This is a genomic window from Azospirillum humicireducens (assembly GCF_001639105.2).
GTDB classification, from domain to species: domain Bacteria; phylum Pseudomonadota; class Alphaproteobacteria; order Azospirillales; family Azospirillaceae; genus Azospirillum; species Azospirillum humicireducens.
In genome coordinates, this window is record NZ_CP028907.1 from 600,022 (window position 1) to 625,442 (window position 25,421).

General features: G+C 66.9%; 24 protein-coding genes and 2 pseudogenes. 8 read left to right on the top strand and 18 right to left on the bottom strand.

The features are described from left to right. Nucleotides 1-46 precede the first annotated feature (46 nt). The 6 genes and pseudogenes from A6A40_RS29805 to A6A40_RS29825 all read right to left on the bottom strand — a co-directional run bounded on the left by A6A40_RS29805 (nt 47) and on the right by A6A40_RS29825 (nt 5,271). Nucleotides 47-1,372 (bottom strand): ATP-binding cassette domain-containing protein, encoded by a 1,326-nt coding sequence (locus A6A40_RS29805; RefSeq protein WP_108549418.1) that lies wholly within the window; start codon nt 1,370-1,372, stop codon nt 47-49. Between the two features lie 5 nt (nt 1,373-1,377). Next, the gene (locus A6A40_RS29810; RefSeq protein ID WP_108549419.1) at nt 1,378-2,142 is read right to left on the bottom strand and encodes an ABC transporter ATP-binding protein; all 765 of its coding nucleotides are present in this window, start codon (nt 2,140-2,142) and stop codon (nt 1,378-1,380) included. After that, entirely contained in the window at nt 2,136-3,065 is a 930-nt protein-coding gene (locus A6A40_RS29815) for a branched-chain amino acid ABC transporter permease (protein WP_335645214.1), read from the bottom strand. Before A6A40_RS29815 ends, A6A40_RS29810 begins: the two co-directional genes overlap by 7 nt. A 123-nt stretch (nt 3,066-3,188) precedes the next feature. Continuing rightward, nucleotides 3,189-3,941, bottom strand: a 753-nt coding sequence (locus tag A6A40_RS29820; RefSeq protein WP_236784150.1) for a branched-chain amino acid ABC transporter permease, incomplete at its 5' end; no start/stop codon positions are given. 1 nt (nt 3,942) lies between these two features. Beyond that, nucleotides 3,943-4,022: pseudogene (locus A6A40_RS32530) on the bottom strand (hypothetical protein); the annotation flags it as partial. Between the two features lie 97 nt (nt 4,023-4,119). Next, the gene (locus A6A40_RS29825; RefSeq protein WP_108549421.1) at nt 4,120-5,271 is read right to left on the bottom strand and encodes an ABC transporter substrate-binding protein; all 1,152 of its coding nucleotides are present in this window, start codon (nt 5,269-5,271) and stop codon (nt 4,120-4,122) included. A 74-nt stretch (nt 5,272-5,345) separates the two neighbouring features. Between A6A40_RS29825 and A6A40_RS30625 the strand changes: the two genes are divergently transcribed. From A6A40_RS30625 to catA, 4 genes are all read left to right on the top strand, one after another. After that, a complete protein-coding gene (locus A6A40_RS30625) occupies nt 5,346-5,714 on the top strand; it encodes a hypothetical protein (RefSeq protein WP_146191672.1) in 369 nt (122 codons plus the stop codon). Nucleotides 5,715-5,729: 15 nt separating this feature from the next. After that, nucleotides 5,730-6,908, top strand: a complete 1,179-nt coding sequence (locus tag A6A40_RS29830; protein ID WP_108549422.1) for a muconate/chloromuconate family cycloisomerase — start codon at nt 5,730-5,732, stop codon at nt 6,906-6,908. A gap of 4 nt (nt 6,909-6,912) precedes the next feature. Continuing rightward, the gene (gene catC, locus A6A40_RS29835; protein WP_108549423.1) at nt 6,913-7,203 is read left to right on the top strand and encodes a muconolactone Delta-isomerase; all 291 of its coding nucleotides are present in this window, start codon (nt 6,913-6,915) and stop codon (nt 7,201-7,203) included. 70 nt (nt 7,204-7,273) lie between these two features. Then, on the top strand, nt 7,274-8,194 hold the full coding sequence (gene catA / locus A6A40_RS29840; RefSeq protein ID WP_108549424.1) for a catechol 1,2-dioxygenase: 921 nt from the start codon (nt 7,274-7,276) through the stop codon (nt 8,192-8,194). 193 nt (nt 8,195-8,387) lie between these two features. Here the strand turns inward: catA and A6A40_RS29845 are convergent, their stop codons facing one another. From A6A40_RS29845 to A6A40_RS29860, 4 genes are all read right to left on the bottom strand, one after another. Continuing rightward, a complete protein-coding gene (locus A6A40_RS29845; protein ID WP_108549425.1) occupies nt 8,388-9,260 on the bottom strand; it encodes a LysR family transcriptional regulator in 873 nt (290 codons plus the stop codon). Between the two features lie 230 nt (nt 9,261-9,490). Continuing rightward, complete coding sequence (locus A6A40_RS29850; protein WP_158279388.1) at nt 9,491-10,438, bottom strand: DUF4862 family protein; 948 nt, start codon at nt 10,436-10,438, stop codon at nt 9,491-9,493. 84 nt (nt 10,439-10,522) lie between these two features. After that, nucleotides 10,523-11,911: an MFS transporter gene (locus A6A40_RS29855; RefSeq protein ID WP_108549427.1), complete on the bottom strand. Its 1,389-nt coding sequence runs from the start codon at nt 11,909-11,911 to the stop codon at nt 10,523-10,525. A gap of 168 nt (nt 11,912-12,079) precedes the next feature. Further along, on the bottom strand, nt 12,080-13,117 hold the full coding sequence (locus A6A40_RS29860; protein ID WP_236784166.1) for a 2-hydroxyacid dehydrogenase: 1,038 nt from the start codon (nt 13,115-13,117) through the stop codon (nt 12,080-12,082). 716 nt (nt 13,118-13,833) lie between these two features. Here A6A40_RS29860 and A6A40_RS29865 point away from each other — a divergent pair. From A6A40_RS29865 to A6A40_RS30870, 4 genes are all read left to right on the top strand, one after another. After that, complete coding sequence (locus A6A40_RS29865) at nt 13,834-14,871, top strand: L-idonate 5-dehydrogenase (protein WP_108549428.1); 1,038 nt, start codon at nt 13,834-13,836, stop codon at nt 14,869-14,871. A gap of 57 nt (nt 14,872-14,928) precedes the next feature. Further along, complete coding sequence (locus tag A6A40_RS29870; protein WP_108549429.1) at nt 14,929-16,128, top strand: mandelate racemase/muconate lactonizing enzyme family protein; 1,200 nt, start codon at nt 14,929-14,931, stop codon at nt 16,126-16,128. Nucleotides 16,129-16,146: 18 nt separating this feature from the next. Next, nucleotides 16,147-16,911, top strand: a complete 765-nt coding sequence (locus A6A40_RS29875; RefSeq protein WP_108549430.1) for an SDR family oxidoreductase — start codon at nt 16,147-16,149, stop codon at nt 16,909-16,911. A 129-nt stretch (nt 16,912-17,040) separates the two neighbouring features. Continuing rightward, complete coding sequence (locus A6A40_RS30870) at nt 17,041-17,868, top strand: FadR/GntR family transcriptional regulator (RefSeq protein ID WP_158279389.1); 828 nt, start codon at nt 17,041-17,043, stop codon at nt 17,866-17,868. A gap of 273 nt (nt 17,869-18,141) precedes the next feature. Here A6A40_RS30870 and A6A40_RS32060 read toward each other — a convergent pair. From A6A40_RS32060 to citD, 8 genes and pseudogenes are all read right to left on the bottom strand, one after another. Further along, a pseudogene (locus A6A40_RS32060) lies at nt 18,142-18,312 on the bottom strand (molybdopterin-dependent oxidoreductase); the annotation flags it as partial. A 589-nt stretch (nt 18,313-18,901) separates the two neighbouring features. Next, a complete protein-coding gene (locus A6A40_RS29890; protein ID WP_108549431.1) occupies nt 18,902-20,263 on the bottom strand; it encodes a 2-hydroxycarboxylate transporter family protein in 1,362 nt (453 codons plus the stop codon). Nucleotides 20,264-20,630: 367 nt separating this feature from the next. Next, entirely contained in the window at nt 20,631-21,209 is a 579-nt protein-coding gene (locus A6A40_RS29895; RefSeq protein WP_108549432.1) for an RBBP9/YdeN family alpha/beta hydrolase, read from the bottom strand. A gap of 44 nt (nt 21,210-21,253) precedes the next feature. Further along, entirely contained in the window at nt 21,254-22,189 is a 936-nt protein-coding gene (citG, locus tag A6A40_RS29900; RefSeq protein WP_108549433.1) for a triphosphoribosyl-dephospho-CoA synthase CitG, read from the bottom strand. Continuing rightward, nucleotides 22,170-22,706, bottom strand: coding sequence for a citrate lyase holo-[acyl-carrier protein] synthase (gene citX, locus A6A40_RS29905; RefSeq protein ID WP_108549434.1), 537 nt, complete (start codon nt 22,704-22,706; stop codon nt 22,170-22,172). Before citX ends, citG begins: the two co-directional genes overlap by 20 nt. A 5-nt stretch (nt 22,707-22,711) precedes the next feature. Next, nucleotides 22,712-24,214 (bottom strand): citrate lyase subunit alpha, encoded by a 1,503-nt coding sequence (citF, locus tag A6A40_RS29910; RefSeq protein ID WP_108549549.1) that lies wholly within the window; start codon nt 24,212-24,214, stop codon nt 22,712-22,714. 16 nt (nt 24,215-24,230) lie between these two features. Then, nucleotides 24,231-25,103: a citrate (pro-3S)-lyase subunit beta gene (gene citE / locus A6A40_RS29915; protein ID WP_108549435.1), complete on the bottom strand. Its 873-nt coding sequence runs from the start codon at nt 25,101-25,103 to the stop codon at nt 24,231-24,233. Then, complete coding sequence (gene citD, locus A6A40_RS29920; protein WP_108549436.1) at nt 25,100-25,396, bottom strand: citrate lyase acyl carrier protein; 297 nt, start codon at nt 25,394-25,396, stop codon at nt 25,100-25,102. The genes citE and citD overlap by 4 nt, the downstream gene beginning before the upstream one ends. Between the last annotated feature and the right edge of the window lie 25 nt (nt 25,397-25,421).

A 25,421-nucleotide genomic window follows, 5' to 3' on the forward strand; every position in this document is an offset into this window, starting at 1 on the left:
GTCTTTTCCGCACTCCCGTTCGCCGCGCTGCTCCACGGCATCGACCTTACATGCCGAGATAGGCGCGGCGGACCTCGTCATTCTTCAGCAGATCCCGGCCGCGTCCCTGCAAGGCGATCCGCCCCGATTCCATGACATAGGCGTGATCGGCGATGGACAGCGCGGCCCGCGCATTCTGTTCCACCAGCAGGATGGTCATGCCCGCCTCCCGCAGCATGCGGATGATGCGGAAGATGTCCGCGACGATCAGCGGCGCCAGCCCCATGCTCGGCTCGTCCAGCAGCAGAAGCCTGGGCTTGCCCATCAGAGCGCGGCCCAGGGCCACCATCTGCTGCTGGCCGCCCGACAGCACCCCGGCGGGCTGATCGCGCCGTTCGCGCAGCACCGGGAACAGGGTGAACACCTCCTCCAGCCCGTCCGCGATCTCCGCCGCCGGACGGGTGTGGGCGCCCATGCGCAGATTGTCCTCGATCGTCATCGGGGCGAAGACATGCCGCCCCTCCGGCACCTGGCAGATGCCGGCGCGCACCCGCGCATCGGCGCTGGCGCCGGTGATCGGCTTGCCCTGCATCAGGACGGATCCGGTGGAGATCGGCTGGACGCCGGAAATGCAGCGCAGCAAGGTGGTCTTTCCTGCGCCGTTGGCGCCGACCAGCGCCACCAGCTGCCCAGGTGGAACCTGGATGGACACGCCGTGCAAGACCTGGATGCGGCTGTAGGCGCTGGTCACGCCATCGACCGTCAGCAGCGCATCTCCCGCCGTCGACGGTTTCGGCGCGATGGGCGCATGGTCGGCCTTCGCCCCGAAACCTTCGGGCGAGGGCAGCAGCTGCGTGATCCGCGCGCGCAGCAGGGCCACCGTCTCCGCAGGGTCGCCCTGGTCGAGCGGATCGCTGCGGGCGGCGAAGGCGGCGTCGATTTCCGTCCAGTCCGCCGGAGTCAGAACCGCGCCGGCCAAGGGGAAGCACTCCTCCTCCTCGACCCGCAGATGCTCGTCCAGCTCCCGGCGGAAACGGGCGATCTCGGCGGCAAGCTCCGTCAGGTTCTTCGCATCATGGCGGTTCGGGTTGCTGGCGAGGTGGCGCAGGCGCACGAGATGGCGCCGCGCGTCATGGTGGTCCCGGTCGAGCCGGTCGAGCATCGCCCCGCCCCGGTCGCTGCGCGCACGCATCCGCGCGAACAGCAGATCGCTTTCGCGGGCATGGTGGCAATGGTCGGCGTAGGCTTCGAAATAATCGGCGATCAGTTCGACGGTGTGGAGCCCGGCCTCGTCCGCCGAACCGGCGGCGAACCGGTCGCCCAGCACCGCCAGAGCTCCGGCGACCAGACGCATGTTGCGGTGTTCGGCCGCGATGATGGCAAGCGCGCGCATGGTCGTCAGTCCTCCTCGGCGTCGGCGCCCAGATAGGCGGCGATCACATCCGGGTTTTCGCGGATTTCGGCAGGCGTGCCCTCGGCCAGCCGGCGGCCGTAGTTCAGGACCAGGATGCGGTCGGACACGTTCATCACCAGCTTCATATCGTGCTCCACCACCACGACGGTCAGCCCCGACCGGGCGAGATCCGCCACCAGGGTCTGAATCCCATGGGTTTCGGTGTGGTTCAGTCCCGCCGCCGGTTCGTCCAGGAACAGAATCTTCGGATCCGACGCCAGGGCGCGGGCGATCTCCAGCCGCTTCAGGGCGCCATAGGGCATCGCGGCCGCATCGGCCTTGATGAAGGCGCCGCAGCCCACCCGCTCCATCAGGGCGGCGGCCCGTTCGCGGCACGCCCGGTCTGCGCGCGACAGGCCCGGCCAACGGACCATTCCGGCGAACATGGAGGAATTGAGCGTCAGATGGGCGCCGACCATCACATTGTCGATGGCGCTGAGATTCCTGCAGATCTGCAGGTTCTGGAAGGTGCGGCTCATGCCGAGTCTGGCCAGTTGGTCGGGGGCGACGCCGCCGATCTCCCGCCCCTCGAAGCCGATCGTGCCGGCAGTCGGCGTATAGAGGCCGGAGATCAGGTTGAACAGCGTCGTCTTGCCGGCGCCGTTCGGCCCGATCACCGAATAGACGCAACCCTTGGGAATGGTGAAGCTCACATCCTGAACCGCGTGAACCCCGCCGAACCGTTTGGACAGGTTGGCGACCGTCAGCATGCCGCACCTCCCTTGCCCGCGAAGCGGAGGGAACGAAGGCGTGTCGCCAGGCTGGGAACGACGCCGCGCGGCAGGAAGATCATCGTCACCACCAGGATCACCCCGAACAGCACCGAATCCCAACCCTCGTAACCGGCCAGGATCTGCGGCAGCAGGCCCATGACCACCGCGCCGAAGATCGATCCGTAGATCGACGCCATGCCGCCCAGAACCACGATGATGACGAGTTCCACCGATTGCAGGAAGCCGGCGATGCCGGGATTTATGTATCCGGAATAATGGGCCGACAGGCTGCCGAGCATCGCCGACACGGTGGCGGAGAGGACGAACACGCCGATCTTGCGCCGTCCGACGTCGATGCCGGCGACCGACGCGGCGGTCTCCGACCCGTGCAGCGCCTGCAACGCCCGTCCGGCGGGGGAATCGATGAGGTTCTGCGCCAGGATCACGGTGCCGATCAGCAGGCCGCCGAACAGCCAGTACCATTGCCGTTCGCCCGACAGCGTCAGGCCGAACAGGCTGAAACCGTCGACCGGCATGCCGTCGGGACCGCCGGTCCAGGCCGCCTCGTTGGCCAGCACGATGGAGATGATGATGCCCAGTCCGAGCGTGGCCATGGCGAGATAATGGCCGCGCAGGCGCAGGATGACCCGCGCCACGGCCCAGGCGATCACCGCCGTCAGCCCGGCAGCGGCCAGCAGGGCCGGCAGCGGCGTCCAGCCGAAATGCGTGGTCAGCACGGCGGAGCCATAGGCCCCCAGTCCGAAGAAGCCGGCATGGCCCAGGCTGATCTGGCCGGTGTAGCCCATCAGCAGGTTGAGGGCGATGGCGTTCACCGCCAGGATGGCGATGCGGATCGCCACGTCGAAATAGAAGGCATTGGGCAGAAGCAACGGCAGCAGCGCCACGACGGCGGTCAGCACCGCCAGCCCGATGACGCGCCCCGCGCCGGGCCCCAGGATGGGCTCGGAAGTGGGCCCGGAAGTGGGCCCGGAAGTGGATTGCCGGCTGCGCGGCAGTGATTGGTCGGGATGATGGGTCATGGGTCAGATCCGATCCGTCGGTTTGGCGCCCAGCAGCCCCTGCGGACGCAGCACCAGGACGATGAAGACCAGGACGAACGGCACCGCGTCCTTGTAGGCGGAGGAGACATAGCCGGCGGTCAACGCCTCGATCAGGCCCAGGAACAGGCCGCCGAACACCGCGCCCGGCCCGCTGCCCAGGCCGCCCAGCGTCGCCGCAACGAAGCCCTTCAATCCCAGCATCATGCCGGTGTCGTATGCCACCGTGGAGATCGGGGCGATCAGAACACCGCCGACGGCGCCGATCACCGCCGACAACGCGAAGCTGAGCGTCAGCACCCCGCGGACGTCGACGCCGACCAGCTGGGCCGCCAGCCGGTCATAGGACGTCGCCAGCACACCCTTGCCGATGCGGGTGCGGCCGAAGAACAGGCCAAGCCCCAGCACGATCAGCGCACCTGTAGCCAGCACCCACAGGCTTTGCGGCAGGATGGTCGCGCCCAGCAGCGCCAGGGGCGCCTCGCCGGAAAAATGCGGCAGGGCGTGCGGCCTCTTGCCCAGCAGGATCTCCGTCAGTCCCCGCAGGATCATCGACACGCCGATGGTGATGATGATGATGCTGGCGACCTCGGCGTCGCGGGCGGGTGCGACCGCCAGCCGCTCGACCAGACCGCCGACGAGCCCGGCGATCATCACCCCCGCGACGCAGGCCGCCGGCAGCGGCACGCCCGCCGCCGACAGGAAGGAGGCCGCCATGCCGCCGACCATGATGAACTCNGAAAAGCCGAGCGCCGACAGCATGTACATGGCGCCCAGCGTCATGCCCGACAGAATGAATTGAAGAAGCTCTGGCAGCATGGGGTCCTTTTCCTCTCGGCGGAGCGCCGGCGCATTCCCTCACGCCGCGCCCATACGGGCGCGGTGGAACCGGGCGGGAGCGGACGAAACGGACAGTTCAGTCGGCGATCGTGAACTTGCCGTTCCTGACCGTGACGATCTTCAATGCGGAGATGTCGAGGCCGAGATGGTCCTGGGGCGACATGTTGATCATGCCGGACGTTCCGGGGAGACCCGTCGTGTTCTCGATGAAATCCCGGACCTTGGCCTTGTCGACGCTCTTGGCCAGCGTCACCGCATTGACCCAGATGTGCCAGGCGTCGCGGGCATAGGCGCCGAAGGACGACACGTCGGTCTTGTAACGGGATTCGTACTCCCTGACGTAGTCGACGGACAGCTTCTTCAGCGGATCGCTGTCGGGCAGGTCGGCGGCGACCATCAGCACCGGCGCCGGCAGGCGCACCCCTTCGGCCGCCGGCCCCGCCAGACGGATATACTCCCGCGTCGCCACCCCGGAGGTCTCGTAATGCGGCAGGTCGATGCCGAGCTGCGCGATGTTCTTGGTCACGACCACCGCACCCTGGCCGAAGGTCACGACGAACAGGGCCTGGATGCCGGGTGTGTTCTTGATCTTCGCCAACTGGGTGGTGACGTCGGTGTCCTTCGGGTTGAAGGTCTCGTCCACCGCCACGGTGATGCCGACCTTCTGGGCGACGTTCAGCATCTCCTTGCGGGCGGACTGGCCGAAGCCGCTGGTGTCCGACAGCATGGCGATGGACTGGTAGCCCCTGGCCTTCATGTCGAGCATCACGCGCTGGCCGACCATGCGGTCGTGATGGGCGGGCTTGAACATCCAGCGCTTGACCGGCTCGACGATCACCAGGGCGCCGGCCAGGGAGATGAACGGGATCTGCGCCCGTTCGATCAGCGGGTACATCGCCATGCTGGCGCCGGTGGTGGTGCCGCCGATCAGCATGTCCACCTTGTCGTCTTCGATCAGGCGTTTGGCCAGGACGTTGGCCTTGCCGGGCTCGCTGCCATCGTCGTAATGGACCAGCTCGACCGGGCGTCCCAGCAGACCTCCGGCCTTGTTGGTCTGGTCGACCATCATTTCGAGGGTCTTCAGTTCCGGATCGCCCAGGCTCGACGCGCCGCCGGTCAAGGACAGGACCGCACCGACCTTAATCGGGTCCGCGGCCGGCGCCGGCCCGGCCGCCGCGCCGATCGCCAGCGCGCAGACGACGCCCACCATCATATTGAAAAAGCGCATGCTTCTCTTGTCTCCCTGATGGATGCCCAAAGGCCCTGTTCATTCATGCAAGTTCCTGCGGCGAGGGCCCCCAAATGGAGAGCCGTCCAACCGCGGATCGCGTCGTTGGTGCTTGCCCGAGGCCTTATCTGTGGCTGGCTCGGCTGCATCTTCTTGATGAAACGGGCAAAACCCAATCCTCCGCATCGAGGCGGAAGGACCTTCATCTTCCAAATCGGCGCCATGTCCTGTCAAGGATTCGGCATTTAAAAATATGGGAACCAGTTTTTCCCAATCTGCAAAAATATAATCTTGCCCTCGGCCTTCCTGAGCATGGCGGCGCACGCCTTCTCGTTGTGCATACCTATTGGGTATGGAAACATGATCCAATCGGTTTTGGACACGAAACGTCCTTTAAAGCGATGATCAGCCTCGAAAACTATGACGCTGCACATACGCACTGATTTGAGGATGTTCGCGTGACGACAATCGAGCGGGTCGAAACCTTCATTCTGGATCTGCCGACCATCCGCCAGCATGTCCTGGCAATGGCAACGATGCGGACGCAATCGGTCGTGATCGTCCGCATCACCGCATCCGACGGTGTCGTCGGCTGGGGCGAAGGGACGACCATCGGCGGCTTGAGCTATGGTGAGGAATCGGTCGAGGGCATGGCGCTGGCGATCGACACCTACATGACGCCGTTGCTCATCGGCCAGGATGCCGGGCGGGTCGGCGCGGCGATGGCGCGGATCGGCGCCTTCGTCCAGGGCAACAATACAGCCAAATGCGCGGTCGAAACCGCGTTGCAGGACGCGGCGGCCCGTCGGCTGGGCGTATCGCTGGCCCATCTGTTCGGCGGGCGGGTGCGCGACCGGCTGCCCTGCGCCTGGACGCTGGCGAGCGGGCAGTCCGACCTCGACATCGCCGAGGCCGAACGTCTGCTCGACACACGCCGCCACAACATCTTCAAACTGAAGATCGGCAAGCGCGCGCTGGCCGACGACATCGCCCACATCGCCGCGATCAAGCGCGCGCTGGGCGACCGCGCCAGCGTCCGGGTGGACGTCAATCAGGCCTGGAGCGTCACCGAAGCCCGGCGCGGGCTGGCGGCGTTGGCCGATGCCGGGGCCGATCTCGTCGAACAGCCGGTGGGACGCCAGCATCTGCCGGCGCTTGCCCGCCTGACCCAGGATTTTCCCATCGCCGTGATGGCCGACGAGATCCTGCGCGGCGCCGAAGACGCTTTCCGTGTCGCGGCCGCTGCCGGTGCCGATGTCTTTTCGGTCAAGCTCGCCCAATCGGGCGGCGTCGGTCCGGCGGCGAAGGTCGCGGCCATCGCCGAGGCGGCCGGGATCGGCATATATGGCGGCACCATGATAGAAACCGGGGTGGGGACGGCGGCGGCGGCCCAGCTGTTCGCCACGCTGCCCCGGCTGGACTGGGGAACCGAGCTGTTCGGCCCCCTGCTGTTCACCGGCGATTTCCTCGCTACGCCGCTGCGTTACGAGGAGTTCGCCCTGGTCGTGCCGGACGGGCCGGGCATCGGCGTCGACATCGATCCCGACCGGTTGGACGCCCTGCGCCGCGACCGTCCGCGCAGCCTCCATGCGACGCGCGCCCTTCCCCAAACCACCACGCCCCAAGCTGGAGAGTGATCCCATGCTGTTCCATGTGACGATGACGGTTCGCCTGCCGGCCGACATGCCGCCGGACGCCGCCGCCGACCTGAAGGCGCGCGAGAAGGCCATCGCCGCCGACCTGCAGCGCGGCGGCAAATGGCGCCATCTGTGGCGGGTTGCCGGCGCCTACGCCAATGTCAGCATCTTCGACGTCGCCGACAATGCAGAACTGCACGACATCCTGACCGGACTGCCCTTGTTCCCCTACATGGACATCGCCGTGACGCCGCTGTGCCGTCACCCCTCCTCGGTCCGTGACGGCGACGCCTGACGGTTCTTTCGCAAGTCCGCTTTCCAGCCCCCCACACACCACCAACCAACAAAGTCACAGGGAGACTCCCATGCAGGCCAAGGAACTCGACGCGCTGCTGGCGCGCTTCACCCAGGTCACGACCGGCAAGACGCCCAACCCGCGGGTCAAAGCGATCGTCGACCGCATCGTCCGCGACCTGTTCGTCACCATGAACGAATTCGATGTCACTCCGGATGAATTCTGGACCGCCTGCAACTACCTGACCGAGCTGGGCAAGAACAACGAGGCCGGGCTGCTGGCTCCGGGACTGGGCTTCGAGCATTTCCTCGATCTGCTGGTCGAGGAGCGTGAGAGCGCCGCCGGCCTGAACGAGAACGGCACCCCGCGCACCATCGAAGGCCCGCTCTATGTGGTCGGCGCCCCGGTGCATCAGGGCAACGCCCGCATCGACGACGGGCTGGACACCGAGGCGGAGCCGCTCTTCATGTCGGGCGTCGTGCGCGATGCGTCGGGCAAGCCGATCCCCCATGCGGTGGTCGAGGTCTGGCATGCCAATTCCAAGGGCAACTATTCGATCTTCGACAGCTCGCAGACGCCCTTCAACAACCGCGGCACCATCCAGACCGGCGCCGACGGGCGCTACTCCTTCCAGTCGATCATGCCGTCGGGCTATGCCTGCCCGCCGGGCAGCAGCACGCTGCAGCTGCTGGACCTGCTGGGCCGTCACGGCGCCCGTCCCGCCCACATCCACTTCTTCGTCAGCGCGCCCGGTTATCGCAAGTTGACGACGCAGATCAACATCAAGGGCGATCCGCTGATCGACGACGATTTCGCCTTCGCCACCCGCGACGGGCTGGTGCCCGACGTCCGCCGCATCGACGATCCGGCGGCGATGGAGGCCCGTGGCGTGACCCGTCCCTTCGCCGAGATCGCCTTCGACTTCCGCCTGGTCGAGGCCCGCGACGGCTTGCCGACCGACGTGGTCGACCGCGCGCGCGTCTCCGCCTGAGCGGTCCCGGCGGCAGGAGTTCCGGTGCCGCGCATTCCGGCACCTCCGGTCGAGGAAAGCCCCCCGCCAGTCCGGCGGGGGGCTTTCCGTTTCGGAGGCTGAAATCCGATACGGGATTTCTCGGTGTCCGCATCGCTGCGAGAATTGTCCGCAGCCGGGAGGATGCCTCGCCATGGAACCGGACCCCTCGGGGTCATTCCGTCACCATGGCGAGCAGGGCTGCGGTCGCCTCGTTTTCGTCGCCGGCCCGCGTGCTGACGATCATCGGCGAGGTGATCCCCTTGTCGGCGACCGGCCGGTAGATCAGGTCGCCGCGCGACCCGGACGCGGATTCCGGCACCAGACACACCCCAACTCCGCAGGCGACGAGCCCCAAAGCGGTCTGGAGTTCTCCCGCCTCCACCACCGCATTGGGCAGAAGGCCCCGGTCGCGGAACAGCGCCAGCACCTGATCGGCATAGCTCGGCCGCGGCTTGCGGGGATAGACCAGCAGGGTCTCGCGGACCAGTGCGGCCAAGGGCACCGGGCCCGTCCCGGCGGCCAGCGGGCACTCGCAGGACACCGCGACCACCAGCCGCTCGTCATGCAGAACCTGCTGGACGATGCCGGGTTCCTGAAAGGGCAACCGGCCGAAGCCGATGGCGATGCGGTGGTCGCGCAGGGCCGGCAGCTGCTCCAGCGTCGTCATTTCGATCAAGCGGACATCGAGGTCGGGGCGCGACGCCCGGAACCGGCGCAGCACGCGGGGAAGCGAGCCGTAGAGGATCGAGCCGACCAGCCCGACCGGATAGACGGTGCGGCGCGACCCGCCCAGCGCCCGCAGGCTCCAATGGATGTCGTCGACCCGGTCCAGCACCTGGATGGCATGCTCATAGAGCAGGCGCCCGGCCTCGGTCAGTTCGAGCGGTCGCGATCCCCGCACCAGCAGCTCGGTCCCCAGCTCCTCTTCGAGCTGGCGGATTTGCCGGCTGAGCGGGGGTTGCGCGATGTGAAGCCGCTCAGCCGCGCGGGTGAAGCTGCGCTCCGCCGCAACCATCTGAAAATAGCGCAGGTGCCGCAGTTCCATGTCACCGGATTTCCATCACTGACCCTGCCGGGATTTCCAGAGGACATTTGGCTTGCGTCACGCCGCCATGGCAACATCCTCGATCTTGGCATCGTAGCGTGCTTCGGCTTCGGCGGGAGGCATGTTGCCGGTAGGCGTCGCACAGGCACCGCCGATCGAACCGGCCCACCCAGGCCCCGCAACGTCTCCGGCGTCTCAGGAAGCGGGGCTTTCCGGAAATCCCCGGCAGTTCAGGTCACATCGAGGGCGGCCAGCGTGCCGCGGATCAGGGCGACGCGATCCTTCACGGTGGTATGTGGCGGCCGCGCCGCGACCTTGACGCCGTCATACAGCAAGGCGCTGCCGGCCTCCTCCAGCGTCGTCGCCATCCGGTCCCGGTTCATCACCGACTCTGACACCATGTCCGTGACCGGCGGATGCACATCGCTCCAGGCCATGCCGTAGACGCCATCGCGATCCGTCGCGCCGGAGAACATCACACCACGCAGCAATCCGGCGGAGCGCAGGCGCTGCACATGACGGCAGGGAGCTGCCGCATCCCGCTCCTCGATCGCCGAGCGCCCCCAATTGACCGCCATGCCCGTGGGCGTGGACGACGTCGCCGCAGCGGCAGCCACGGCCGCGATTTCGATGTCGAGAGGGAGCAGGCCCTTCTGCCATCCCCCTGTCCGGCGGGCATCGCAATGCTCCAGGATGATGGCGGCGCCACCCCAGTCCCAGGACAGGATCTCGCACAGCGACCGCTCCAATGCACGGCCGCCCAGCCCGGCGTCGGCCTCGGGCTGGGTCGGAAATGCATGAAGTTCGACGGCCACGATACGCTGTCCGCGCGCCATGAAATCCAGCACGGCTTCGCGGGCCGCGGCAACATGCTGTACTGCCCGGTCACGCCCGTCAGGATCGGGAGAAGCCAGGCCGACCGCCGGGTCCTTGGCCGCCGCCGTCGCCGCAGCGCCGATCAAGGTCAGCACATGTCCTCCCTGGCCCTCCCGGCTTGCGAGGACATCGGCCAGAAGCGGCGCGTCCTGCTCCCAGCCGGGCGCTCCCCAGGAAATCTCCAACCCATCGACGCCGGGAAGCGACAGCACCTCTTCCAGATAGGCCCGGCGGTCGGAAACCTCTTCCGGCTGGGCGGCATAGGCGCCGACGATGCGGGTCGCCTTGCGGTGAACGCTCATGGTCATGCCCTTCCTTCGATACGCGAGAAGAAATTGCGGGGGCGGAAAGCTCCGGCTTCCGCCCCCCCCGTGATCATTCTCCGTTCAGATTTGAGCCCTGGCAGGCCGCGCTTCGCCCCATTCGGCATCGGTCGGCGTGTTCAGGTCGCGGTTGAGGGTTTCGGGCAGCGAATAGGTGGCCAGGAACGACACCAGCATGGTGACGGCCATGTAGATCGCCACCGGAACCCAGGAATTGCCGTACCAGGCCAGCAGCGAGGCGCACAGCAGGGGAGCGATGCCGCCGCCGATGATCGACGAGAACTCCCGCCCCAGCGTCACGCCGGCATAGCGGTAGCGGCTGCCGAAGATTTCCGGGAAGAAGCTCATATGAACGCCGGTCACGCCCTGGGCGGCGACCATGTAGCCGAAGACGATGATGGCGGTGATCAGAGCCGGCGAGCCGGTGTTGAGTCCCGGAAAGACCAGGAACGGCGTGACGACCAGGATCCCGGTCAGCGCCAGCGTCATCCGGCGGCGTCCGAAGCGGTCGGACAGCATGCCCGTCAGGAAGGCCGCGAAGGAGGCGGCGATCGCGGCGGCCAGCTGCACCGGCGGGACGAAGTGCGTATCGACCCCGACCACATTGATCAGGTAGGAGATCATGAAGACCTGATAGGTGTAGGACTGGGTCGACACGCCCCAGTTCATCAGGATGATCTTGACGACGTTCTTCTTGCCATGCTTCGCGACGACGCGCAGCGGAGCCTGGTTCTTGACGTCCACCTTCTTCTTCAGCTCGGTGAACACCGGGCTCTCGGCGAGTTTCAAACGGATGACGAAGGCGGCGATGGTGACGACGATGCTGCTCCAGAAGATCGCCCGCCAGCCCCAGCTCATCATCGCGGCGTCGGGAAGCTGCTGCACGCCGATCCAGGCGATGGCGCCCAGCGCGGTGCCGAAGGCCGCACCCACCATGATCAGCGACGACAGCCGGCCGCGCTGGCCGAGCGGGGCCGTCTCCGTCAGCAGCGTGGCGCCGCCCGATTGCTCGGCGCCCGCGCCGAAACCCTGCAGGAAGCGGCAGAGGACGAGCAGCAGCGGCGCCCAGATGCCGACCGATTCATAGGTCGGCAGGCAGCCGATGGCGAAGGTCGCCCCGCCCATCAGGAACAGGGTGGTGACCAGGACCCATTTGCGGCCGAACTTCTCACCGAAATGCGAGAAGAAGAGACCGCCGAGCGGCCGTGCGAGGAAGCCGATGGCGTAGGCGCCGAAGGCGGCGATGATGCCGGCGGCCGGAGAGATCGTCGGGAAGAACAGCTTGCTGAAGATCAGGGCCGATGCGGTGCCGTAGATCACGAAATCGTAATTTTCGAGCATCGTGCCGATGAGACCGGCCAGTGCCGCCCGGCGCACATTCTTGGCGTCGGCGGGAGCATCGTCCCTTGCGATCTGTTCGGAGTCCGCGATGGAGCTGGATATCTCAGTCATGTCCTGCTTCCTTCATCAACCACCGCTGCGGTGGAACAATGAGCGCGCGCGGTCTTGGCCGCGCGACCCTGGGGGCGCCGGGCGATGGACGAACCGGGCAAACGGCGCCAGCGGATGGGCGCAATCGGGCATGCCGGCCGGCACGCCCGCGATGGTGTCAGCCTGGCTTCAGCGGGGACTGACCAGATTGCGCAGCGGCTCCCCCGCCTGGAGGCGGGCGATGTTCGCCGCGACCTCGCGCACACGGCCCTGAAAGGTCTGGGTGGTGACGCCGGAGATGTGAGGCGTCATCAGGATGTTGTCGAGCGTGTCGAAGGGCAGCGGTGACGGCTGGGCATGGGCGCCGCCGCTCGGATACTGATACCACACGTCGATGACAGCCCCGCCGATCCGGCGATCCTTCAGCGCATCGAAGAGCGCCTCGGGATCGACGAGCGGGCCGCGGCTGACATTGACCAGCAGGGCATCGGACCTCATCGCCGCGAGTTGCGCCCTGCCGATGATGTGGCGGGTTTCCGGCAGCAGCGGCAGGCAAAGCACGACGATGTCGCTCTCCGCGAGCAGGCGGTCGAGCCCGTCGGTCCCGGCAACCCAGCTCAACCCCTCCCCCTCGGCTCTCTCCGGCCGGGATGTGACGGCGACGCCGGAGGCGCCGAACGCCCGCATCAACCGCCAGACATGCGATCCGATGTGACCGTACCCGACGATTCCGACGGTGGCTCCGGCCAGCGAACTCGGTTGAGAGCGCTGCGATTCGTAAACCGAGGAATCCCAGTGCCCCCGGCGCAGTTCGCGGTCCTGCTGCAGGAGCTGGCGGCGCATGACGACGCTGGTCGCCGCCACAAACTCGGCGATGGATGATTCGTGGCAGAAGGTGTTGGCGCAGAGAACGCCGTCGGGCAGCGCCTTGCCGTCGATGCCGTCATAGCCGGCGCCGCCGACATGGACCAGCCGAAGGGAATCGGCGGCAGCCCCCATGGCGGCGGTGAAGCGCGGCCCGACGAACACGTCGGCGCCCGGCAGGTCGGCCGCGACCGCCGCCTCGTCGAAGGCGGGATGCCAGGACACCACGGTGTCGGCGGGAAGCTGCGCCTGCATCAACGCGCGATGGGGCATGAAATTGGCGTCGGCGACGACCACGCGGAGAGGAGCGCCGGACGGTGCGGCATCCCTGCCCGCTCCGGCCTGAGATTTCCCCTTGGGCATAGCACTCATGGTTCCCCCTCAAGAAATGATCACCCGCCGGGTGTCCTGGCGATGGAGCGCCGCTGTCGGCGGAGGCGATGGATCGGCAGGCCGGAACCGATGTCCGGTTGCGATCCGCTCAGGCTACGGACGCTCCACCGCGCCAGCGTCGGCACGGGACACTGCGGGCCGGCCTATTTGGCAAATTGGTACATTGGTCTTCTGCTCCACTGGATAGTGCAGCCTGCCGGGATGTGTCAACCGCATAACGCTGGATGCACAAAATGTTTTGTTGGCATGCGACCGACGGTCGCAGGGTGGCCTGATTCCGCTGCATCCGAAGCGTCGAGACCGCCGTGCGGCGCCCTGCGGCTCGGTGCTTCGCATGGCCCCAATGGCGTGAATCCGGAGCGCCCCGCTCCTTAAGACGGCCACTCATCCCTTTGAGATCTCTGCAATTTTCAACCGGTCCAAGCCGATGCGGCGGCCGGTGCGGGTGTAGCGGACAGCCCGTACAGGCGTGACGGTCCGACGCTCCAGGTTGACAAGCCCAAAGGACCAGAATATTCATCGAACCAGTAGACCAATTTTGGTTTTGGTCCACTTCCCTTTCGGCGTGACGTCACGCGGTGCCGGGCGGCTACGCAGGATCCCGAAGAGCCCGAGGCACCGGCCGGGCGGACGGACCGCAAGACACGAGGCGCTCCGGCGCGCCATCACCTTTCAGGAGAAGCCAGATGCGCGGCTGTGTTCTGCATGGACAAAAGGATCTTCGCCTTGAAACGCTCGACGAGCCGGCCCTGAAGCCGGGAGAAGTCCGGGTCAGGATCGCCGCAGGCGGCATTTGCGGATCGGACCTCCACTACTTCTTCGAGGGCCGCGTCGGCGATTTCAACGTCCGGGAACCGATGGTCCTGGGCCACGAGATCAGCGGCGACGTCGTCGAGGTCGGTCCCGACGTTACCCGGACCAAGATCGGCGACCGCGTCGCCGTCAATCCCGGCAAGCCGTGCCGGACCTGCCCGCACTGCCTGGCCGGCCGGGAAAATCTCTGCGCCAACATGATCTTCTTCGGCAGCGCCTCGCGCTTTCCCCATGTCCAGGGCGCCTTCCGCGAAACGCTGGTGGTGCGTGACTTCCAGTGCTTCCCGGTGCCGGCCGACACGAAGCACACCAATCTGGTCTTCGCCGAGCCATTCGCCGTCGCCCTCCATGCGGTGGCGCAAGCCGGCAGCCTGCTCGGCCGGCGCGTGCTGATCACCGGTGCCGGGCCGATCGGTTGCCTGATCGCCGTCGCCGCCCGCCGGGCGGGAGCCGAGCACGTCACCATCACCGACCTGTCGGACAAGCCGCTGGAGATCGCCGCCCAAATCGGCGCCGATGAAACCGTCAACGTGCTGGCCGACAGCGAAACCCCCAACCGCTGGCAGGCCGACCGCGGCTGCTTCGACGTCTGCTTCGAAGCGTCGGGCAGCGCCAGGGCGGTGGAGACCTGCGTGCTGAGCACCCGCCCCGGCGGCGCCGTCGTCCAGGTCGGCATGCTGGCGCCCGGCCTCACCCCGATCCCGCTGAACCGGCTGCTCGCCAAGGAAGTGACGTTCAAGACCTCCTTCCGCTTCCACGAGGAATTCGCCTGGGCGGTCTCCGCCCTGACCACCGGCGGCGTCGACCTGTCGCCGCTGGCCACGGCGCAGTTCCCGTTCGAGGCAGCGGCCGAGGCGTTCGCCGCGGCGCATGACCGCAACAGCAACATGAAGGTTCAGATCGTCTTCTGATCCGGCGGCGCCGTGCCCCGGCACGGCGCAAGCCCACCCCACCCTTGCGAGCGCTCCATGAAAATCACGCAGCTGGAAACACTGAGGACGGACGAGTTCTCCAACGTCGTCTGGGTCCGCGTCCACACCGATGCCGGCGTCGTCGGCCTTGGCGAGACCTTCTACGGCGCAGGCGCGGTCGAGGCGCACATCCATGACGTGCTGGCTGCCCGCCTGCTCGGCAAGGACCCGCTGCGCATCGAGGCCCATGCCCGCGAGCTGGTGAATCTGCCGATGGCGCAGTCCTCGACCGGCGCCGAATACCGCGCCGCGTCGGCCATCGACCTCGCGCTGTGGGACATTCTCGGCAAGGTCTGCGGCCAGCCGGTGCATCAGATGCTGGGCGGCCTCTGCCACGACCGGGTGCCGGTCTACAACACCTGCGCCGGCTACGGCTATGTGCGCTCCAACAAGATCAAGCCGGTCGATACCTGGAACCTGGGTTCCAGCGAGGGGCCGTACGAGGATCTGAACGGCTTCATGACCGATGCCGGCCGGCTGGCGGAAAGCCTGCTGGAGCAGGGCATCACCGGCATGAAGATCTGGCCGTTCGATCCGGCCGCCATCGCCAACGACGGCCGGTTCATCACCGCCGAGCAGATGAAGCGCGCCGTCGAACCGTTCGAGAAGATCCGCAAGGCGGTGGGCGACCGCATGCAGATCATGGTCGAATTCCACTGCCTGTGGAATCTGCCGACCGTCAAGAAGATCGCCCGCGTCCTGGAGGACTACGATCCCACCTGGTACGAGGATCCGATCCGCATGAACTCGGTCAACGCGCTGACCGAGCTGGCCGCCTCGACCAGCGTGCCGATCTGCGCCTCGGAAACGCTGGGATCGCGCTTCCCCTACAAGGACATGCTGGAAGCCGGCGCCATCGGCGTGGTGATGACCGATCTGGTGTGGACCGGCGGCCTGACCGAGGGCCGCAAGATCGCCTCGCTGGCCGACACCTACCATCGCCCCTACGCCCCGCACGACTGCACCGGCCCCGTCGCCTATGTCGCCGCGGTCCATTCCTCGCTGTCGAACCCGAACACGCTGATCCAGGAGTCGGTGCGGGCCTTCTACACCGGCTGGTACGCGGAGCTCGTCACCGAGGTGCCCCGCATCGTCGACGGCCATGTCCTGCCGATGGAAGGGCCGGGGCTCGGCACCGAACTGCTGCCGGCCGTCTTCGAGCGTCCCGATCTGCGCGTCCGCCGCACAAGCCTCTAACCGGAAGACTCAACCATCATGACCACCATGTTCGATCTGAGCGGCAAGACCGCCCTCGTCACCGGATCGGCCCGCGGGCTGGGAAACGCCATCGCCGAAGGGCTGGCCGAGGCCGGTGCCGCGATCATCCTCAGCGACATCAACCCCGACACCCTCGCCGATGCAGCCGCCAGAGCGCGCGACAAGGGCTATACCGTCCATGAATCCGCCTTCGACGTGACGGACGAGGACGCCGTGGCGAAGGCCTTCGCCCAATTCGACGAGCAGGGCATTTCCGTCGACATCCTGGTCAACAACGCCGGCATCCAGATCCGCAGCCCGCTGGTCGATTTCCCGGTGGCGGACTTCCGCAAGGTCATCGACACCAACCTGACCAGCGCCTTCCTCGTCGGGCGCGAGGCCGGCCGCCGCATGGTCGCGCGACGGGCGGGCAAGATCATCAACATCGGCTCCCTGACCAGCGAGCAGGCCCGCGTCACCGTGGCGCCCTATGCCGCCGCCAAGGGCGGCATCCGCCTGCTGACCAAGTCGATGACGGCGGAATGGGCGGAGTTCAACGTCCAGATCAACGCCATCGGTCCGGGCTACATCGTCACCGAGATGAACAAGCCGCTGATCGAGAATGCGGAGTTCGACGGCTGGGTGAAGAAGCGCACGCCCGCCCGCCGCTGGGGCAATCCGACGGATCTGGTCGGCACCGCGGTGTTCCTCGCCTCGCCGGCGTCCGATTTCGTCAATGGACAGCTGATCTTCGTCGATGGCGGCATCATGGCCGTCTACTGACCTTGCGACCTTCCGTCCCGCCGGGTGGAGACGCCCGGCGGGGGCATGCGATTGACTCGGCCGTCAAGGATGCCTAAAGGATTGGAACGATGGTAAACCAGCGAACCAGTTCGGTGATCGGAGAGCGGCATGGATGATCCTGATTTCGACGTCTCCCGCCACTTTCAGAAGATCAAGATCCGGCGTCCGCCAGACATCATCATCGAGCAGATCAGCGATCTGATCGCCCGCCGGATCATCAAGGCAGGCCAGAAGCTCCCGGCCGAACGGGTGCTTGCCGAACGGTTCGACGTCAGCCGCGGCACGGTCCGGGAGGCATTGCGCCGTCTGGAATTTTTCGGGATCGTGCGCACATCGCCGCAAAGCGGAACCGTGGTGGAGAATCTGAGCGAACATGTGCTGATCGGCCTTATCAGCAACATCCTGAACGCGGGCGACACCAGCCCGGAAATGCTGATCGAGGTGCGCGGCGCCCTGGAGGCATTGTCCGCCCGGCTGGCGACCGAGCGCGCCCATGGCGGCCAGATCGCTGAAATCCGCAAGGCCCAACAGCGCATGCGCGAGCAGGCCGACGCCAACGCCTACACGCTGGAAGAGGATCTCCTCTTCCACCTGAAGGTGGCCGAAGCCACCAACAACAATCTCCTTCGGTCGCTGATCGCCCTGATGGGGCCTGACGTGCTCCGCTTCTCGCACCAGCACGCCACCTACAAGGACGGCCGCATGCATGCCGCCGCCGACGAACATGATGCGATCATCGCGGCCATCGAGAGCGGTCGGCCCGACGAAGCCGAAAAGCTGATGAAGCAGCATATCGACAAGTCCTACGAGCATTTCCGCCGTGACGGTCACGCCGACACCTCTCCGGCGGACGGCGATGCGGAATCCGGGAAACCGGTTCGCAAGCGGCGGCCCAAGCAGGACCTTGCGCATCAGGCCGGGAAGCTGGCGACCTGATCCTGCCCCGGTCCGGTGGGCACGGGCTCCCGCTCGGCGCGTCCTCCCGACCGTCTCGCCCAGTGGGGGCCGCCTCACCGTTTCTTGTTCCAGAAGGTGTCGAAGTCCGGCATCGGGCTTCTTTGCCGTCGCCTGTTTCAGCGCATCCTCATAGATCTCGTGGACGCGCTCCAGCTCAGTGCTGCCTTCCGAGAATCCGGGCTCAACGCCCAGCCGCTTGGCGAGTTCGACATAGATGTCGTAGTCGTTGTGCGCTTCGAAGACCTGGTCGATCAGCCGCTTCATCGCGACGATGGCCTTGCGTGCGGCCACGCCTACCCGCTCGATGTCGTTGCGCTCGACGCTGGTTGTGGCCGGCAGCACGATGTCGGCATGCCGGGCGGTCGCCGTCCATTGGAAATCCTGCACGATGAAGGTCTGGATCTTCGCCCAGGCCTCGACCATGCGGTTGCGGTCCGATGGTGGTGGAATGGATTGCCGCCCGCCCAACCGCAGAGCTTGATCTCCTCGCGCTTGCCGATCTGCAGCGAACCGGCAAGACCCGGCGCGTTGGCGCTGGACGTGCCGGCAGTTCGCAGAGGGAGGAGGCCCGGTCCGCGGTCTTCGGCGTGCCGTCCTTCTCGCCCCGCAGATGCTGGGCGAACCGATCGAAGCCGAAGCTGTAGGCCCCAGCCGCCGAGATCTGGTTGTTCGTCAGCGGGTCGCAAGCCCGGAAGACGATCAGACCGGTGTTGTCGGGAACGGTCTGGTGGCTGGTCTGCGCCGCTTCGACGTCCATCGAACCCACCACATAGGGCATGATCGCTTCGGACCCGGCCTTTGACGCCGTTCCCTGCCGGGGCGGGATTGGATGCCGACCTGCACGGCGAGCCGGCCGGCGCCCCGGCGGTTTGCGGGCGCGCCGCCCAGATGCGCAAGGCCCGGACACACGAACGCCCCGGCTCTTTCGAACCGGGGCGTTCGGTTAGGTTTGGCTGTAGGGGCAGAGCATGCCCTTAACCGGGCATCCATTCCGGATTGAGGAAGAGACCGGTCACATCAGATTGGCCATCGCGATCAGCGACAGGGTGACGGTGATGGCGCCGCCGATGCGGGTTGCAACCTGGGCGAAGGGCATCAGCTGCATGCGGTTGGCCGCAGTCAGGATGGCGACGTCGCCGGTGCCACCCTGGCCGCAGTTGCAGGAATTGATGATGGCGGTTTCGATCGGGTACATCTTGACCATCCGGCCGACGAGGAAGCCCATCGTCATGTGGGTCGCCACCGTGCAGAAGATGATGATCAGATTCTGCACGGTGAAGGCGGACATCAGCTTGTCCCACGGGGTCACCGCCACGCCCATGGCGAACAGCAGCGGATAGGTGACGGCGACCTGGAAGAACTTGTAGACGACGCCGGCGCCGGCCTCCAGCGAGGGGGAGGCGAGCTGGAGCACCTTGACCATGACCGCGATGAACAGCATCGCCACCGGAGCCGGCAAGCCGACGACCTTCTGGGCCATGACGCCCATCAGATAGAGGGTGACGGCGAACAGGCCGGCGGCGGCGACGGTGTTGGCGTCCACGGGACCGCTGCTCTTGGTCGCCGCCTTGACGAAATCGGTGCCGCCCGGCTGGAGCTGGCCGTTGCCGGTCAGGTGCGGCATGCGCTTGCCGATGAAGTTCAGAAGGCCCGACATCAGGATCGCCATCAGGCTGCCCAGCATGACCATCGGCAGGACCTGTGCGAAGATCTCGCCCTGGTTTCCATGCAGGATTTCGGCATAGCCCATCGACAGCGGGATGGCACCCTCGCCGACGCCGCCCGACATGATCGGAACGACGATGTAGAAGAAGGTGTGCTTGGGATCGAGGCCGAGCAGGGTGCCGACCAGCGTGCCGACGCAGGCGGCAGACACGGCGCCGCTGGCCAGCGGAACGAAGATCTTGAAGAAGCCCTTCACCAGCGCGTCGCGGTTCATGCTGAGCACGCTGCCGACGATGATGCAGGCGATGAACAGGTAGAGGAAATTGGTGAATTTGGTGAAGTCGACCACCGCCTTCAGCATCGGCGTCGGCAGCACATGGTAATAGGCCAGGGCCGAGGGGATGAAGGTGGCGAAGATCGCCGCGGCGCCGATGTGGCGGAACACCGGAAGGCGCTTGCCCAGTTCGCCGCAGCTGAAGCCGCAGACCGCCAGCACGGCGATCATCATGTTGATGTCGTGGGACAGCGACCCGGTGGCAACCGCCCCGGCGAACACCGCGATCAGGACCACGAACACCGGAATCGGCACGATGCCGATACGCTGGTCGAGCAGCCCCCACCAGACCTCGCGCCAGGAGCGGCGCGCGGCCGACGCAGACAAGCCGGGCTCGTCGAGTGCAAGGGATGCGAGAGAGACTTCACTGGGCATGGTGTCCTCCGGACATTCGATTCTGTTTGCTCTCCGGCAGCGGACGGTAAAGGAAGGGACGCTGCCGGGGTCCGATCCTCTGGTCGGGTGGGTCCGGACATCCGATCCACGCCGCATTCGCAGCGCTACGATCCGATGGCCGAAAAAAGAAGGGGCATCGCCGCGTCAACCAGACGATTGCCGCGACCTCATTTGAAAATGGAGTTTTGCTTCTTTGGATTAAATCAGGCTTTATTCTTCACTTTATTCACCAGAGTGCCTTTTTATTCTCATCTGACCAACGTTGTTATTTTTATCACTTGGAACTGTCAGAAGCCTGTCAGCGCAGGGCAGCCGAGAAAATTTCGAAGATTTTGCGGGGGCGCGGTCATCGGGAGTCGATGCGGGTGACCAGCGTGCGCAGCACCTGCAGGCCAAAGGGCCATGGACCGAAACCGGCTTCGGCATTGATGTGCCCGGCTTCGCCGAGATCGACGAGATCGGCCTGCCAGACGCCCGACCAATGGACGGCTCGGGGAAAGCGCATCACCGGGTCATTGTGGCTCGCCACCACCACGGCGGGCAGGCCGAGCGACTGTTCGGGCACCCGCTCCTCCGCCTCGAAGCGCGAGGGTTCGGCGGGGGCGACCAGCATCAGGCCGGCAATGTCGTGGCTGCGGTCGCTGGCGACGCAACAGGAAGCCAGCGCGCCGAAGCTGTGCCCGACCAGGATGGCGGGACGCGCCCGCTGGGCCAGTAGACGGCGGATGGCGCCGACCCAGCGTTCGATGTCGGGAATGTTCCAATTGCTCTGGGCGATGCGCAGCCAGAAGGGGTGGCGGGCCTGCCAGAAGCTCTGCCAATGTTCCGGGCCGCTGTCGTAGAGGCCCGGCACCAGCACGAAGCTGTAGCGCTCCGACGCCTCCAGCAGGGCCGCGTCCACCTCGCGCATATGATCGAATTCCATCGGCCCCGGCGGTCGTCAGCCCCGCCCCCTCTTGTCTGCAACGGTCAAAGGCCCGGCTTGCGGCAGGGCGCCGTTGCCGGGAGGTGGGCCAGGAACCATGTCACCGCGAGCAGGTCGGCGCTGCCGCCGGGACTGAGATTGCGGCGGATCGCCTCGTCGTCGAGCGCCGCCAGCCGGCGCAGATAGTCCGGTGCTGTGACCCCGCCCGCCCGGCGCAGCCGCATCGCCTCGCCCTGGAGGAAGTCCAGCCCCGCCAGCCCGCCGCGCGACACCACATTGGTGTCGGGATTGACGGCCAGCAGTTCCAGCAACGCTCCATGCAGCGCCAGCCGCGGACCCGCCGGCCGCAGCCGCTCGAAGACCGGCAGGGCATGGCTGCGCACGGTGGCGAAGCCGGACGCCGCCTCGCCGCGCGCGCCGGTCAGGCCATGGCGGCGGAACAGATGCTCTCCCGCCGTGCCGGCCTCGCCCGGACGCCGCAGCTCCTCGACCACACCGGCGCAGACCGCCGCCACCTCCCCGCACAGCGGCTCGCGGGTGACGGGTGCGCCGCGCCCGGCCAGCCGGCCAGCGGCGGCGCACAGCAAGCCGAAGGCGAAGATGCTGCCCTTGTGGGTGTTGACCCCGCCGGTGGCGCGCAGCATGGCCCGCTCGCAGGCCATGCCGTCCCCGCGGATCCCCGCCAGGAACAGCCCCGCCGGCATGGCGCAGCCCTCCAGCCCGCGCTCGAAGAACAGGCGGAACCAGGGGGCGATGGCACGGGCAGAGGCCAGGAAACTCGACAGGTCCATGTCGCGATGCGCCCCGCAATTGCGGCGGTCCACCAATCCCGGCTTCGGCGTCAGCAGAACCTCGCGCAACAGCGAGCGGTGGGCCAGACGGGCGAGACGGACACCGAGCGAGCGCTCGCTTGCGGCGCCAGCGGGACCGGCAAGCGCAAGCGGCTTTGCGGCAGCGCCTTCAACGGGTGCGAAACGCATTCACCCTCTCCTCGATCGCGGCCAGAAGCGTGTCCAGCGGATGGCGGCGCGAGCGGGCACAGGCATGGGCCGGCTCCCCGCAGACCAGGCAGCGCCGGGGCGCCAGCCCCAACGCGCCGCGCGACAGGCCGCCTTGCATCGGACACAGCACGTCCAGATCCCACAGCCGGCCCAGCGGATGGTCGTCCTCCAGGGCGGCGACCGCCCATTTCAGCACCCGCGCCTCGGTATCGACGGCATAGAGCGCCTCGAAGCCGGTCCGCTCCCGCACCGCCAGATTGGCCTCGACCGGCCAGCCGGTGCGGCGGAACAGCCGCTCCAGCTCGTCTGCCGCCGTCTCCATCACGAAGCGGCTGGTCTCCGTCACCTTGACCGGCCCCGGCGCCACCAGCGTCACCGACAGCAGCGGCAGGCCATGGCGGGCGAACAGCGCCCGCTGGCGCTCGGCGCGGCGGTCGCGCGCCTCCAGCATCTCGGCCAGCGAGACCGCCGCTCCGTCCATGGCCGCCGGTTCCATGGCCGTCAGCCCTTCACCTGGCGGACGATGTCGATCACGCTGCCGTCGCGATAGCGGACGATCCCGACCACCTTGTCGAGGAACTCGATGGGGCGCGGCTCGCCGGTCAGGGAGTCGGCGCGCTGCTGCAGTTCCTCGATGGTCATCACCGGCAGACCGGCGGCCTTCAGCCGCTGGGCGATCTCCGGCCGGCGGGGGTTGACGGCGATGCCGTGGTCGGTCACCAGCACGCCGATGCATTCGCCCGGCGTCACCACGGTGGTGCAGCGGCGCACCACGGTCGGGATGCGGCTGCGGATCAGCGGCGCCACCACGATCGACAGGTTGGCCGCCGCCGCGACGTCGGAATGTCCGCCCGACGCTCCGCGCATCACCCCGTCCGATCCGGTGATGACGTTGACGTTGAAATCGACATCGATCTCAAGGGCACTCAGGATCACCAGATCCATCTGGTCGACATAGGCGCCCTTGGAGCCGGGATTGGCATATTCGTTGGTCGAGATCTCGATGTGGTTGGGCGAGGTGCGCAGCGATTCAGCGGCATCGCCGTCGAAGCTCTGGGTGTCGATCACCCGTTCGATCAGCCCCTTCTTGTGCAGATCCACGATGCCGCCGGTGATGCCGCCCAGCGCGAAGCTGGCGGTGATCCCCTTCTTGCGCATGTAGCCTTCGAGAAATCGCGTCGTCGCCGTCGCCGATGCGCCGGAGCCGGTCTGCATCGAGAAGCCCTGCTCGAAATAACCGGAATGCACCATCACCTCGGCCGACAGCCGGGCGATCAGCAGCTCGCGCGGGTTGGTGGTGATGCGGGCGGCGCCGACGCTGATCTTGGACGGGTCGCCGATCTGCTCGACCTTCACCACGTAATCGACCTCGTCCTGCGATATGCTGGCGGGCGCGTTGGGGAAGGGCACGATCTCTTCGGCCAGCAGGATCACCGTGCCGGCATGGCGGGCATCCACCTTGGCATAGCCGAGCGAACCGCAGCGCGAGCGGCCGCTGATGCCGTTGGCGTTGCCGAAGCAGTCGGCGGTCGACACGCCGAGAAAGGCGACGTCGATCTTCAGCTCGCCGTCCTGGATCAGCTTCACCCGGCCGCCATGCGAGTGGATGTTGACCGGATGCGCCATCAAGCCATGGCTGATCGCCTCGGCCAGCTTGCCGCGCATGCCGGAGGTGTAGATGCGGCTGATGACGCCGTTGCGGATATGCTCGATCAGCGGCGCGTTGCAGCTGAGCAGCGACGACGGCGCCAGGGTCAGATCCTTGAAGCCCATTCGGGCCAGCAGGTCGACCACGGTGTTGATCGTCTTGTCGCCTTCACGGAAGGCGTGATGGAAGGAGATGGTCATCCCGTCCTTCAGGCCGGAGCGGCGGATGGCGTCCTCCAGCGACGGGCAGACCTTGCGGGAGCGCTTCAGCTCCGGGTCCTTCAGATAGGGGGTCCGGCTGGCGAACCCGTCGAAGCGGGGCAGCCGGTCCAGCAGGTCGAAAGCGAAGTCGGTCACGGCACAGCACTCCAATTCACTTGCGGGTTCCCGACGCCTCGGCCCGCTGCAGCACACGGCGCGCGTGGTCGATGACGGGACCGTCGATCATCTTTCCGTTCAGCGAGACGACGCCGAGCCCCTTGCGCTCGCCCTCTTCCGCCGCCGCGACGACGCGGCCGGCATACTCGACCTCTTCCTCGGTCGGGGCGTAGGCGTTGTGCAGAAGCTCGATCTGGCGCGGGTTGATCAGCGACTTGCCGTTGAAGCCCAGCCGCTTGATCAGGTCGACCTCCTTCAGGAAGCCGGCCTCGTCGTTCAGGTCGGACCACACCACGTCGAAGGCGTCGATCTTGGCGGCGCGGGCGGCGTGCAGCACGGCGCAGCGGGCATAGAACAGCTCGGTGCCGTCGCCGCGTTCGGTCTGCATGTCCATGACATAGTCGAAGCCGGCCAGCGCGATGCCGATCAGCCGTGGCGACGCCTTGGCGATGGCGAGCGCGTTGATGACACCGCTGGCGCTTTCGATGGCGGCCATCAGCTTGGTCGATCCGACCTCCCGGCCGCAGGCGCGCTCGATGCGCTCGACCTCGCGCTCCAGCACCTCGACATCCTCGGCGCTGTCGGTCTTGGGCAGGCGGACGACATCGACGCCGGCCCGCACCGCCGCCTCCAGGTCGGGAAGACCGAAGGGGGTGTTGAGCGGGTTGATGCGCACCACCGTCTCGATTTCGCGATAGACCGGCAGTTGCAGGGCATTGAAGACCAGGATGCGGGCGGAATCCTTCTCGCGCAGCGAGACCGCGTCCTCCAGGTCGAACATGATGGAATCCGGCTTGTAGACGAACGCCGTGCTGAGCATGGCGGCGTTGGCGCCGGGCAGGAAAAGCATGCTGCGGCGGAGCTTCATGACAGCGCACTCCAGTCGATGGTCCGGGCCTCGGCCCCGCGCATCACCGCGGTCTGGACGCGGGCACGGATGGCGCAGTCGAGCGCCCCCTTGTCCTCCACCACCACCAGCCCGGCGGTGACGCCGAGCCGGGCCAGCGTGTCGCGCACGACTTGGTCGATCTGCAGGCCGAACTGCTGCATGACCTCGCTGCTGATGACGACTTCCAACCCGGCGCCCGGTCCGGGCGATACCTTGACCAGCAGGTCGCTCGATTCGAGCGTGCCCGCCAGGGCCTCCTTGACGATCTTCATCGGTCCCACTCCAGAGGACCCGACG

Coding starts and splice junctions, on each gene's coding strand:
- A6A40_RS29845 (WP_108549425.1), bottom strand. CDS start 9,260: ATGGAACTGCGGCACCTGCGCTATTTTCAGATGGTTGCGGCGGAGCGC.
- citG (WP_108549433.1), bottom strand. CDS start 22,189: ATGCGTTTCGCACCCGTTGAAGGCGCTGCCGCAAAGCCGCTTGCGCTT.
- A6A40_RS29865 (WP_108549428.1), top strand. CDS start 13,834: ATGCGCGGCTGTGTTCTGCATGGACAAAAGGATCTTCGCCTTGAAACG.
- A6A40_RS29895 (WP_108549432.1), bottom strand. CDS start 21,209: ATGGAATTCGATCATATGCGCGAGGTGGACGCGGCCCTGCTGGAGGCG.
- A6A40_RS30625 (WP_146191672.1), top strand. CDS start 5,346: ATGGAGAGCCGTCCAACCGCGGATCGCGTCGTTGGTGCTTGCCCGAGG.
- catA (WP_108549424.1), top strand. CDS start 7,274: ATGCAGGCCAAGGAACTCGACGCGCTGCTGGCGCGCTTCACCCAGGTC.
- A6A40_RS29850 (WP_158279388.1), bottom strand. CDS start 10,438: ATGAGCGTTCACCGCAAGGCGACCCGCATCGTCGGCGCCTATGCCGCC.
- catC (WP_108549423.1), top strand. CDS start 6,913: ATGCTGTTCCATGTGACGATGACGGTTCGCCTGCCGGCCGACATGCCG.
- A6A40_RS30870 (WP_158279389.1), top strand. CDS start 17,041: ATGGATGATCCTGATTTCGACGTCTCCCGCCACTTTCAGAAGATCAAG.
- citD (WP_108549436.1), bottom strand. CDS start 25,396: ATGAAGATCGTCAAGGAGGCCCTGGCGGGCACGCTCGAATCGAGCGAC.
- A6A40_RS29855 (WP_108549427.1), bottom strand. CDS start 11,911: ATGACTGAGATATCCAGCTCCATCGCGGACTCCGAACAGATCGCAAGG.
- A6A40_RS29875 (WP_108549430.1), top strand. CDS start 16,147: ATGACCACCATGTTCGATCTGAGCGGCAAGACCGCCCTCGTCACCGGA.
- A6A40_RS29860 (WP_236784166.1), bottom strand. CDS start 13,117: ATGCCCAAGGGGAAATCTCAGGCCGGAGCGGGCAGGGATGCCGCACCG.
- A6A40_RS29870 (WP_108549429.1), top strand. CDS start 14,929: ATGAAAATCACGCAGCTGGAAACACTGAGGACGGACGAGTTCTCCAAC.
- A6A40_RS29805 (WP_108549418.1), bottom strand. CDS start 1,372: ATGCGCGCGCTTGCCATCATCGCGGCCGAACACCGCAACATGCGTCTG.
- citX (WP_108549434.1), bottom strand. CDS start 22,706: ATGGAACCGGCGGCCATGGACGGAGCGGCGGTCTCGCTGGCCGAGATG.
- A6A40_RS29810 (WP_108549419.1), bottom strand. CDS start 2,142: ATGCTGACGGTCGCCAACCTGTCCAAACGGTTCGGCGGGGTTCACGCG.
- A6A40_RS29890 (WP_108549431.1), bottom strand. CDS start 20,263: ATGCCCAGTGAAGTCTCTCTCGCATCCCTTGCACTCGACGAGCCCGGC.
- A6A40_RS29825 (WP_108549421.1), bottom strand. CDS start 5,271: ATGCGCTTTTTCAATATGATGGTGGGCGTCGTCTGCGCGCTGGCGATC.
- citE (WP_108549435.1), bottom strand. CDS start 25,103: ATGAAGCTCCGCCGCAGCATGCTTTTCCTGCCCGGCGCCAACGCCGCC.